Genomic DNA, 11,575 nt, shown 5'->3' with positions numbered 1-11,575 from the left:
TCTCCTTTCTTGTCCTCACTTCCCCCCCGCCGGGGGGGGGCGCCGCGCCCCCCGCCCCCCCCCACACCCCCCCCCCGCCGCCCCCCCCCCCCCCCCCCCCCCCCCCCCCCGTCGCTTGTAGGAGCGCGCTTGCCCGCGATTTGCGGTGTGTCTGTATCAACGAGGTTGATGTGCAGACGCCGTCGCGGGCAAGCGCGCTCCTACAGGCTATGCGCTACAACACAAACCTCGTCACCAACCCATTCAAATCCACGGCCAGTCGCGACAATTCCTGGCTGGCTGCCGAGGTCTGGGTGGCGCCCGCTGCGGTTTGCGTCGACAGGTCGCGGATGCTCACCAGGCTGCGGTCCACTTCCCGCGCCACCAGAGACTGCTGCTCCGCCGCGCTGGCGATCACCAGGTTGCGCTGGTTGATCTGCGAGATCGCCGCCGTGATCTTCTCCAGTGCCTGACCAGCGCCGCTGGCCCGTTGCAGGGTCTGCTCGGCCTGGTTCGCACTGTTCTGCATGGCCCCGACCGTGTCCTGGGTGCCAGTCTGGATGCTGCTGATCATCTGCTCGATTTCCTGGGTCGAATCCTGGGTGCGCTGCGCCAGTGAGCGAACCTCATCGGCGACCACCGCAAACCCGCGTCCCGCCTCGCCAGCCCGCGCCGCCTCGATGGCAGCGTTCAGTGCCAGCAGGTTGGTCTGCCCGGCGATGCCACGAATCACCTCCAGCACCTTGCTGATGTCCTGCGCCTGAGTGGCCAGGCCCTGGGCCTGCGCCGATGCGCTCATGACTTCTCCCACCAGCCCCTGAATCGACTCGATGGTCTGGGCGACCTGCAGATGGCCGTGCTGGCTGTCGGCATCGGACGCCCGTGAGGCCTCGGAGGTGGACACCGCATTACTCGCCACCTCATCCACCGCCGCGCTCATTTGCGTGACCGCCGTGGCGGCCAGTTCGATCTCGTCGTTCTGTGCCTGCAGGCTTCGGGTGCTTTGCTCCATCACCGAACTCATTTCTTCGGCGGCCGAAGCCAGTTGCTGCGACGATTCGCTGATGCCCTGAATGGTCGAGCGCAGGTTCTGTTGCATGCTCGACAGCGCCGCCAGCAGTTGTGCAGGCTCATCCTGACCTTCCTGGGTGATGCGCGCGGTGAGGTTGCCACCGGCGATGGTCTGCGCCACCTCCAGTGCCTGGCGGATGGGCTGGACGATACTGCGAGTCAGCAGCCAGGCCAGAATCAGGGTCAGGATCAAGGACGACACGATGATCGACGCGACGATCGTCCACGATCGCTCATACAGCTCGGTGGCGTCGCGGGCCGCAGTGTCCGCGCCTTGCTGGTTCAAAGTGATGAGGCCTTCCAGCGCCGCGTCCAGCTTTCTGCCGATGCCGGCCAGTTCGCTGTTGATGCGGGCGCCGGCCTGTTCGACTTGCCCGGCATCGATGCTGACGATGACGGCGTCCAGCACCCGCTGATAGTCAGTGAACAGATTCTGCACTTCGGAGAGCTGCGCCAGATCCTGCGGCTCGTTGGTCAGGGCCTTGTAGGCGCTGAGGTGACCGTTCCAGGCGCTGCGCTCTTCGGCGATCACGCCCTGGCTCTTGCGATGGCTGCCCGGATCATTGTTGGCGATCAGGCGCAGCGCCTCCATGCGAATGGTCATGACGTTGTCGGCGGCGTCGTGGATGGCTTCGATCTTGGGCATCCAGTTCTGCTCCAGGACTTCGGCACTGGCGCGCAACCACGACATCTTGGCCAGGCAGAACACGCCGACCACTGCCAACAGCAGGCCCACGACTCCAAAACCCAATCCCGCCCTGATCCCGATACGCATGTTTCTGATGAACATCTACAACTCCTTTGGCATTCGAATTTGAGGTTCTCCAAGCCTTTTTTGTAGTTTTGTGCGATGGCTCTCCAGCCTGTATATCAAATAGCTATCACATTGATAAAGGCGGGTTTTTTCGCGTGGGAGTGGGTTTTGAAGGGGGAGGAGGGGCTGAAATTCGCGGATGCAGATCTGTAACAAATCTGAGACACGCGGCCGACCCCAGCAATCGCGGGAAGGTGAAGTGTTGGTTTTTGTTAAATGTTGACCGAACGGCCGTTCTGATTCTGACTAAACGGCCGAGTTAAAATAAATGTGTGGAAACACAAAAGGTTCGGTGAACTGTAGGAGCGCGCTTGCCCGCGACCTGCGGTGTTGCGGCTACGATGCGTGTACCTGACACACCGCAAATCGCGGGCAAGCGCGCTCCTACAAGAGCGGATGATGGTGTATCAATGTTGCGGCTGCGATGCGTGTACCTGACACACCGCAGGTCGCGGGCAAGCGCGCTCCTACAAGAGCAGACGATGGTGTATCAATTCAAGCTCACATGCCGGCTCAACAACGCCCGCAGCGCCGCTGGCTTCACCGGTTTTGCCAGATATTCCAACCCCGCCGCATGCACTTGGGCCAGCAGTTCCGGGCGGCCGTCGGCGCTGATGAGCACGCCGGGCACCGGCTCGCCCAGTTGCGTGCGCAACCAGGCCATGACCTCCGTGCCGGTTTCGCCGTGGTCCAGGTGATAGTCCACCAGCGCCAGGTGCGGGCGGATGCCGTCGTCCAGCAGGGCCTGGCATTCCTCGCGGTTGCGTGCGGTCCAGACCTGACACCCCCAACGGCTCAACAGGCTGTTCATGCCGATCAGGATGCTGTCTTCGTTGTCGATGCACAGCACCTGCGTGCCGTTGAGGGCTGCACGTTTGGGCTCGGCGCTGGGCTGCGGTGCGAGGGTCGGGGTCCGCGCCAGCGGCACGGTGACGCTGAACACGCTGCCCTTGCCCGGCCATGAACGCACTTCAAGGCTGTGACCCAGGACGCGACACAGGCCGTCGGCAATCGCCAGCCCCAAGCCCAGGCCCTTCTCGGCGCGGGTCTGGTGGCTGTCCAGGCGCTTGAACTCTTCGAAAATCACTTGGCGCTTGTCTTCGGGAATGCCCGGCCCGCGATCCCACACTTCAAGGCTCAGATGCTGGCCCTTGCGTCGAACGCCCAGCAGGATCGGCCCCTTGGCGTAGCGGAAGGCGTTGGTCAGGAAGTTCTGCAGGACCCGGCGCAGCAGCTTCACGTCACTGGCGATGCGCAGGTCGCTGCCGCGCACCCGGAAGCTCAAACCCTGCTCCTGGGCCAACGCCTTGAACTCGGCACCCAGGGTGTCGAACAGGTTGCTGAGGGGAAAGGGCGCAATGGTCGGTGCGAACTTGCCGTTTTCCAGGCGGGAAATATCCAGCAGGTCGCTGATGAGGTCTTCGGCCGAACGCAGCGAACTGTCCAGATGGTGAATCAGCTTGCGCGCCTCATCCGGCACATTGTCGTCGGTGTGCAGCAGGGCCGCGGAAAACAACCGCGCGGCGTTCATCGGCTGCATCAGGTCATGGCTGAAGGCAGCGAGAAAACGGGTTTTCGACTGGCTCGCCGCTTCGGCGTGGGCCTTGGCTTCGGTCAGCGCCAGGTTCAGTTGCGACAGCTCGCGGGTACGCTCGGCGACCCGCTGCTCAAGGCTTTCATTGACGCCCTTGAGTGCCTGCTCGGCTTCGCGGAACGCGGTGATGTCAGTGAAACTCATGACGAAGCCCCCGCCGGGCATCGGGTTGCCGATCAGCTCGATCACCCGGCCGTTGGGGAACAACCGTTCGGAGGTGTGGGCACGGCCCTGGCGCATCCAGTGCAGGCGCCGCGCCACATGCACCTGTGCCTCGCCGGGCCCCAGCAAACCGCGCTCGGCGTTGTAGCGGATGATGTCGGCGATGGGCCGCCCGACGCTGATGAGGCCGTCGGGGTAGTTGAACAACTCAAGATATCGGTCGTTCCAGGCCACCAGCCGCAGGGACTGATCCACCACGCTGATGCCCTGGGTGATGTTCTCGATGGCGCCTTGCAGCAGCGCCCGGTTGAACTGCAAGACTTCGGACGCTTCGTCGGCGATGCGCACCACGTCTTCGAGCTGCATGTCGCGGCCTTCGATGGCCGCCTTGACCACCGCACGGGTCGACGAGGCACCAAGCACGCCCGCCAGTAGCCGTTCGGTGTGGGCGATCCATTCGCCGTTGGCGTTCTGGTTGGGGTTGAAGCCCTTGCCTTGGCGGTAGGCGAAGCGGATGAAACTCTGCTGCGCACGCTCTTCACCGACAAAGCGCGCCGAGAGCTTGAGCAAGTCCTCGATCTGCACCGCCAGCAGCGAGCGGCTATTGGACCTGGCTTGCAGTTCCTGGCCGATGAATCGCCCGGCCTGCCAATGCTCCGACACCCGCGTGCGGGACAGCAACGACACCCAGGCGAATAGGATGAAGTTGCCCGCCATCGACAGCAGCACGCCTTGGGTCAGCGGGCTGATCGGCAGGTTGAACGGGTTGCTGTGCAGCCAGGCCAGCAGTGGAAAACTGTTCAGCGACCAGCCCATGCTGTGGGCGGTCATGGGCAGTACCAGGGTGTAGAACCAGATGAACACGCCAGCCGCCAAGCCCGCGAACACCCCGCGGCGGTTGGCCTGCTTCCAGTACAACGCGCCGATCATGGCCGGCGCCAGTTGCGTGATGGCGGCGAACGCCACCTGGCCGATGGTCGCCAGGCTCGCCGTCGAACCCAGCAGGCGATAGCTGACGTAGGCCAGCAGCAGAATGGCCACGATGCTGACCCGGCGGACCGAAAGCATCCAGTAGCGGAACACTTCGAAGGGGCGCTCGGCGGTCTTGCGGCGCAATAGCCAGGGCAGAAGCATGTCGTTGGACACCATGGTCGACAGCGCCACACTGGCGACGATCACCATGCCGGTGGCCGCCGAGGCGCCACCGATGAACGCCAGCATCGCCAGCGCCGGGTGGGCGTGGGCCAGCGGCACGCTGATGACGAAGGAGTCGGGCAGTACCGAGCTTGGCAGCAGCATCTGCCCGGCCAGTGCGATGGGCACCACGAACAGCCCGGCCAGTAGCAGGTACATCGGGAACACCCACTTGGCCAGGCGCAGGTCCTGGGGCTCGATGTTCTCGACCACCGTCACATGAAACTGTCGGGGCAGGCAGACGATGGCCATCATCGCCACGCCGGTCTGCACCACCATCGACGGCCAGTTGACCGTCTCTTTCCAGTATTCCTCAAGGCGCGGCGCCAGCATCGCCTGGTTGAACAGGTCGTCCACGCCGTCATACAGGCCGAAGGTCACGAAGATGCCCACGGCCATGAAGGCGAACAGCTTGACCAGTGATTCGAAGGCAATCGCCAGCACCATGCCACGGTGGTGCTCGGTGGCGTCAAGGTTGCGGGTGCCGAACACGATGGTGAACAGCGCCAGCACCAGCGAGACGATCAGCGCCGTGTCCTGGGCGCGGGTGCCGGTGGCGTCGGCCCCGGCGCCGATCAGGATGTTCACGCCCAACACGATACCCTTGAGTTGCAGGGCGATGTAGGGCAAGACGCCAATCAGACAGATCAGCGCCACCACCACCGCCAGCGTTTGGGATTTGCCGTAGCGGGCGGCGATGAAGTCGGCAATCGAGGTGATGTTTTCCTGCTTGCTGATGAGCACCATTTTCTGCAGCACCCAGGGCGCCAGCAACAGCAGCAGGATCGGCCCCAGGTAGATCGGCAGGAATGACCACAACTGTTCTGCGGCCTGGCCGACGGCGCCAAAGAAAGTCCAACTGGTGCAGTACACCGCCAGCGACAGGCTGTATACCCAGGCGCGCAGCCTAGGGGGCAGGGCGGCGCTGCGCCGGTCGCCGTAGAAGGCGATGGCGAACATGATGGCCATATAGGCCAGGGCGACGGCGGCGATCAGTCCGCTGGACAGCGACATGGGGAACTCCAGACTCAAGCAAATATCGTTTCAGCGGCGATCCATCACCGCCCGGACAGTCTCGCACGCCCGGTGGCGTTCGTCTGTCTCGACCAAGGTCTGAGCGGCAGGGTGTCGCAGGACAGACGCCACCGTTGTAGGAGCGCGCTTGCCCGCGATAGCGGTCCTCCAGATACATATTCATGGCGGGCAGGACGCGGTCGTCCGAATGCGGCGCAGAGCAAGCGCGCTCCTACAGTGGGTTATATCTGTTTTATCTATGACATATACAGAAATTACCCGCTTAGTAGATATGCACCCCGGACGTACCATGAATCCCACCTCACACGAGGACAGGAGACCCTTCATGACCTACGCCACCTTTACCCCCGGCAAGCCTTTCAGCCAACTGAGCCACCCCCGGGAAGTCATTCGCCAGTTCACCCCGAACTGGTTCGCCGCCACCATGGGCACCGGGATTCTCTCGGCCGTCCTGACGCAACTCCCGGTGCAGGTGCCCGGCCTGTTCCAGCTGGCCGAAGCGCTGTGGATGCTCAACATCGTGATGTTCGTGACCTTTGCGCTGCTCTACATCGCGCGCTGGGTGATGTTTTTCGAGCAGGCGCGCCGAGTGTTCGGGCATTCCACGGTGTCGATGTTCTTCGGCACCATTCCCATGGGCATGGCGACCATCATCAATGGCCTGTTCACCTTTGGCCTGCCGCGTTGGGGCGATGGCGTGCTGCCGCTGGCTGAAGCGCTGTGGTGGCTGGATGTGGCGATGTCGCTGGCCTGTGGCGCGCTGATCCCGTTCATGATGTTCACCCGCCAGGAACACCGCATCGATCAGATGACCGCAGTCTGGCTGTTGCCGGTGGTGGCGGCGGAGGTTGCGGCGGTCAGCGGTGCCCTGCTGGCGCCGCATCTGGCGAGCAGCCACAGCCAGTTCAGCGTGCTGATTACCAGCTATGTGCTATGGGCGCTGTCGGTGCCGGTGGCGTTCAGCATCCTGACCATCCTGCTGTTGCGCATGGCCCTGCACAAATTGCCCCACGAAAGCATGGCGTCGTCGAGCTGGCTGGCGCTGGGACCGATCAGCACTGGCGCCTACGGCCTGATCGTGCTGGGTGCCGACTCGCCTGCCATCTTCGCCGCCAATGGCCTGCCGGGTGTGGGCGAGATTGCCGCGGGCCTGGGGCTGCTGGCCGGGATCATCCTGTGGGGCGTGGGGGTGTGGTGGCTGTTGATGGCGACACTGATCACTGCGCGCTACCTGCGCAACGGCATGCCGTTCAACCTGGGGTGGTGGGGGTTCACCTTTCCCATCGGGGTCTTCGCCCTGACCACCCTCAAGCTGGGCGCCTTGCTGCACCTGGGATTCTTCTCGGCATTCGGCACGCTACTGGTGGCGGGTCTTGCGGCGCTGTGGCTGGTCATCATGCGGCGCACGGTCATCGGCGCCTATCGCGGCGAACTGTTCGTCTCGCCCTGTATCGCAGGCGTGAAACCATGATCCCGGGCGCTATCGACAATTAACGGTTGAACGTCTTCAATGTGGCTCGGATTGGTTCGCCGGCGTTCCAATCCTGTAAGCCGATTCCGGCGCCACTCAGGATCGAGATCGATGAGTCAGTCGCAGTTCAGTCTGTTGGGTAAGCGGCGTTTCCTGCCGTTTTTCGTGACGCAGTCCCTCGGGGCCTTCAACGACAACATCTTCAAGCAGTCGCTGATCCTCGCCATCCTCTACAAGCTGGCCATCGACGGCGACCGGTCGATCTACGTCAACCTCTGCGCCTTGCTGTTCATCCTGCCGTTTTTCCTGTTTTCGGCGCTGGCCGGGCAGTTCGGCGAAAAATACCCCAAGGATCGCCTGATCCGCATGATCAAGGTGCTGGAGATCGCCATCATGGTGGTCGGTGCCGTGGGCTTTCTGTTCGATCACCTGTCGCTGATGCTGGCCGCGCTGTTCGCCATGGGCACTCACTCGGCGCTGTTCGGGCCGGTCAAATACTCGATCCTGCCGCAGCACCTGCATGAGAACGAGCTGGTGGGCGGCAATGGCCTGGTGGAGATGGGCACATTTCTGGCGATTCTGGCGGGCACCATCGGCGCCGGGATCATGATGTCGACCACCCACTACGCGCCCGTGGTGTCGGTGGCCATGGTCAGCATCGCCTGTCTGGGTTACCTGGCCAGTCGCGGCATTCCTCCGGCGCCTGCGGCGAGCCCGGAGATGCGCCTGAACTGGAACATCTTCAGCGAGTCCTGGGCCACGCTCAAACTCGGCCTGGGGCAGACCAAGGCGGTGTCGCGCTCCATCGTCGGCAACTCGTGGTTCTGGTTTGTCGGTGCGATCTACCTGACCCAGATCCCGGCCTACGCCAAGGAATTCCTCTACGGCGATGAAACCGTCGTCACGCTGATTCTCACCGTGTTTTCCATCGGCATCGCTGCAGGCTCGATGCTGTGCGAGCGGTTGTCGGGGCGCAAGGTGGAAATCGGCCTGGTGCCATTCGGTTCGATGGGCCTGACAGTGTTCGGCCTGTTGCTGTGGTGGCATTCCGGAAACTTCCCGCAGAACGTCCAGGCCAACGACTGGCTGGCGATTCTGGGCTACGGCCAGGCGTGGTGGGTGTTGCTGGACATTCTGGGCATCGGGATCTTTGGCGGCTTTTACATCGTGCCGCTGTATGCGTTGATCCAGTCCCGCACGCCGGAGAAAGAGCGCTCGCGGGTCATTGCCTCGAACAACATCCTCAATGCGCTGTTCATGGTGGTGTCGGCGATTGTCTCGATCATCTTCCTGAGCGTCGTCAAGCTGTCGATCCCGCAACTGTTTCTCGTGGTGTCGCTGATGAACATCGCGGTCAATACCTACATCTTCAAGATCGTCCCGGAATTCACCATGCGTTTCATGATCTGGCTGCTCAGCCATTCCATGTACCGCGTCGAGCACCGTGATCTGGAGCAGATCCCAGAGGAGGGCGCGGCGCTGCTGGTGTGCAACCATGTGTCGTTCGTCGATGCGCTGCTGATTGCAGGCTCGGTGCGTCGGCCGATCCGGTTCGTCATGTATTACAAGATCTTCAACATCCCGGTGCTCAACTTCATTTTCCGCACCGCCGGTGCGATCCCGATTGCCGGGCGTGGCGAGGATCTGCTGATCTACGACCAGGCATTCAAGCGCATTGCCGAGTATTTAAAGGAAGGTGAGCTGGTGTGCATCTTCCCAGAAGGGAAATTGACCACCAACGGCGAGATTGACGAGTTCAAGGGCGGCATGACCCGCGTGCTGGAGGAGACGAATGTGCCAGTGATTCCGCTGGCGTTGCAGGGGTTGTGGGGCAGCTTTTTCAGCCGCGATCCGGACAAGGGCGTGTTTCGCCGCTTGTGGTCGCGGGTGACCCTGGTGGCGGGGCCTGCATTGGCGGGCGATCAATCTGAGCCCGCGCTGGTGCGCGAGCGGGTGGCGCAGTTGCGTGGGGAGATGCGCTAACCCCCCCCTTGTAGGAGCGCGCTTGCCCGCGATTGCGCTGTGTCAGATTTGATATTGCTGACTGACACGACGCTGTCGCGGGCAAGCGCGCTCCTACAGGTGCGTTATTCGGTGGCGGTTTCGCCGGCGGGCTCCGGCTCCATCTTGCGGAAATACGTCGAAAGCAACGCGCCGCTGATGTTGTGCCACACGCTGAACAGCGCACTCGGCACGGCCGCCAGTGGCGAGAAGTGCGCGCTGGCCAGTGCGGCGCCCAGGCCTGAGTTCTGCATGCCGACTTCCAGCGACAGCGACTTGCGCTGCGCCAGTGGCAGTTTGAACAGCTTGCCGGTGAAGTAACCCAGCAGGAAGCCGAAGCTGTTGTGCAGGATCACCACGGCCATGATCAACAGGCCCGATTCTGCGATCTTCGCCTGGCTGGCCGCGACCACCGCGCAGACGATCATCACGATACTCACCACCGAAATCAGCGGCAGCACGTCGACGGCGAATTGCACCCTGGCGCCGAGCAGACGCTGGGCAACGACGCCGAGCACGATCGGCAGCATCACCAGTTGCAGGATCGACCAGAACATTTCCATGAAAGACACCGGCAGCCAGGCAGAGGCCAGCAGCCAGATCAGCGCAGGGGTCAGCAGCGGGGCGAGGAGGGTGGTGACGGCGGCGATGGCCACCGACAGCGCCAGATCGCCTTTGGCCAGCCAGGTCATGACGTTGGACGAAGTGCCGCTCGGGCAGCAGCCGACCAGGATCACACCCACGGCGATTTCCGCCGGCAGGTGAAACACCTGGCACAACAGCCACGCCACACCCGGCATGATCACGAAATGCGCGACCACACCCAGGGCCACACGCCACGGATGGCGCACGACCTCGGAAAAATCTTCAAGCTTGAGCGTCAGGCCCATGCCGAACATGACCAGGCCCAACAAAGGCACGATCAGGGTCTTGAGGCTGATGAACCAGCTGGGGAACAGAAACGCCAGCACGGCGAACAACAGCACCCAGTATGCAAAGGTATTACCGACAAAACGACTCAATGCAGCCAGGGCACGCATGGCTTGCTCCTTTTATTGTTTGGTTCTACATGCTGTAGGAGCGCGCTTGCCCGCGACTGCGGTGTGCCAGACAACATCTACATTGCTGACCCACCGACATCGCGAGCAAGCTCACTCCTACAGGATTTCGATTGGCGCAGAATTCACAGACGACATGAATCATGTAGGAGTGAGCTTGCTCGCGATGGCTATTCCCTAGGCGCCATCTCTGTATCTGACCCACCGCCATCGCGGGCAAGCGCGCTCCTACAAGGCGTGGTGAATCAGATCCCCTGCGGAATCTCTTCACCGCCCAGGGCGTTGAACAGGTCAGGCAGGAACTCGCCGAAGGTCAGCATCATCAGGGTGAAGCTGGCGTCCTGCTGGCCCAGGGCATCGTCGCCGCCGTCCTGTTCGGCCTGATCCTGCAACAGGTCTTCGAACTTCAGGCGCTTAACGCCCAGTTTGTCGTCCAGCACGAAAGACAGCTTGTCCTGCCAGGCCAGCGACAGTTGAGTCACGACCTTGCCGGTGCTCAGGTGCAGCTGGATTTCGTCGCTGGTCAGGTCCTGACGCTTGCATTTGACGATGCCGCCGTCTTCGTGGGTGTCGCGCAGTTCGCACTCGTCCAGCACAAAGAAGTTCTCGGCAGTCTCGCCGCTCTTGACCCAGTCGGTCATGACGGCGGTCGGTGCGGTCTTCACGGTCACCGGACGAACCGGCAGCGAGCCAACCACTTCACGCAGGGTCGAGAGCAGGTCTTCGGCGCGTTTCGGGCTGGAGGCGTTGACCAGAATGACGCCTTGTTTAGGGGCGATGGCGGCGAAGGTCATCGAGCGACGGATGAACGCGCGCGGCAGGAAGGCCTGGATGATTTCATCCTTGAGCTGGTCGCGTTCTTTCTTGTAGACCTTGCGCATCTGCTCGGTCTCGATCTCTTCGACTTTCTCTTTAAGTGCATCGTTGACCACGCTGCCCGGCAGGATGCGTTCTTCCTTGCGCGCGCTGATCAGCATGAAATCGCCACTGACGTGCACCAGCGGCGCGTCTTCGCCCTTGCCGAACGGGGCGATGAAACCGTAAGTGGTCAACTCCTGGCTGGCACAAGCACGTGCAGGCTTGGTCGCCAATGCGGTTTCCAGCGCCTCTGCGTCAAATGGCAGGTCCTGGGTCAGGCGGTACACAAGCAGGTTTTTGAACCACATGGGGTACATCTCTCCTTTATACAAAGGGGG

Annotated in this window: 6 protein-coding genes; 2 read left to right on the top strand and 4 right to left on the bottom strand. The window is 62.5% G+C overall.

Annotation, left to right across the window (positions count from 1 at the left end):
* Positions 1-214 precede the first annotated feature (214 nt).
* Both ACIPOO_RS03410 and ACIPOO_RS03405 read right to left on the bottom strand, forming a co-directional pair.
* Positions 215-1,840 carry a methyl-accepting chemotaxis protein gene (locus ACIPOO_RS03410; RefSeq protein ID WP_400604423.1) on the bottom strand — a complete coding sequence of 542 codons (1,626 nt, stop codon included), beginning with the start codon at positions 1,838-1,840 and terminating at the stop codon, positions 215-217.
* Between the two features lie 514 nt (positions 1,841-2,354).
* Positions 2,355-5,828 carry a NahK/ErcS family hybrid sensor histidine kinase/response regulator gene (locus ACIPOO_RS03405; protein ID WP_400604421.1) on the bottom strand — a complete coding sequence of 1,158 codons (3,474 nt, stop codon included), beginning with the start codon at positions 5,826-5,828 and terminating at the stop codon, positions 2,355-2,357.
* A 346-nt stretch (positions 5,829-6,174) separates the two neighbouring features.
* On the opposite strand from ACIPOO_RS03405, the gene ACIPOO_RS03400 reads away from it, so the two are divergent.
* Complete coding sequence (locus ACIPOO_RS03400; protein ID WP_400604419.1) at positions 6,175-7,320, top strand: TDT family transporter; 1,146 nt, start codon at positions 6,175-6,177, stop codon at positions 7,318-7,320.
* 111 nt (positions 7,321-7,431) lie between these two features.
* A complete protein-coding gene (locus ACIPOO_RS03395; protein ID WP_400604417.1) occupies positions 7,432-9,303 on the top strand; it encodes an MFS transporter in 1,872 nt (623 codons plus the stop codon).
* Positions 9,304-9,407: 104 nt separating this feature from the next.
* Here the strand turns inward: ACIPOO_RS03395 and ACIPOO_RS03390 are convergent, their stop codons facing one another.
* Both ACIPOO_RS03390 and rdgC read right to left on the bottom strand, forming a co-directional pair.
* Positions 9,408-10,361, bottom strand: coding sequence for a bile acid:sodium symporter family protein (locus tag ACIPOO_RS03390; RefSeq protein WP_400604415.1), 954 nt, complete (start codon positions 10,359-10,361; stop codon positions 9,408-9,410).
* A 263-nt stretch (positions 10,362-10,624) separates the two neighbouring features.
* On the bottom strand, positions 10,625-11,545 hold the full coding sequence (rdgC, locus tag ACIPOO_RS03385; protein ID WP_400604413.1) for a recombination-associated protein RdgC: 921 nt from the start codon (positions 11,543-11,545) through the stop codon (positions 10,625-10,627).
* Positions 11,546-11,575 lie beyond the last annotated feature (30 nt).

It is taken from the genome of Pseudomonas sp. NPDC090201 (assembly GCF_044746825.1).
Lineage (GTDB): Bacteria > Pseudomonadota > Gammaproteobacteria > Pseudomonadales > Pseudomonadaceae > Aquipseudomonas > Aquipseudomonas putida_AD.
Note: the sequence above shows the minus strand (reverse complement) of the source record. Positions and strands in the feature narration are given on the sequence as shown.

Bases quoted from the DNA above. Each gene is read 5' to 3' on its own strand.
- ACIPOO_RS03395 (WP_400604417.1), top strand. From the start codon at position 7,432: ATGAGTCAGTCGCAGTTCAGTCTGTTGGGTAAGCGGCGTTTCCTGCCG.
- ACIPOO_RS03400 (WP_400604419.1), top strand. From the start codon at position 6,175: ATGACCTACGCCACCTTTACCCCCGGCAAGCCTTTCAGCCAACTGAGC.
- ACIPOO_RS03405 (WP_400604421.1), bottom strand. From the start codon at position 5,828: ATGTCGCTGTCCAGCGGACTGATCGCCGCCGTCGCCCTGGCCTATATG.
- rdgC (WP_400604413.1), bottom strand. From the start codon at position 11,545: ATGTGGTTCAAAAACCTGCTTGTGTACCGCCTGACCCAGGACCTGCCA.
- ACIPOO_RS03390 (WP_400604415.1), bottom strand. From the start codon at position 10,361: ATGCGTGCCCTGGCTGCATTGAGTCGTTTTGTCGGTAATACCTTTGCA.
- ACIPOO_RS03410 (WP_400604423.1), bottom strand. From the start codon at position 1,840: ATGTTCATCAGAAACATGCGTATCGGGATCAGGGCGGGATTGGGTTTT.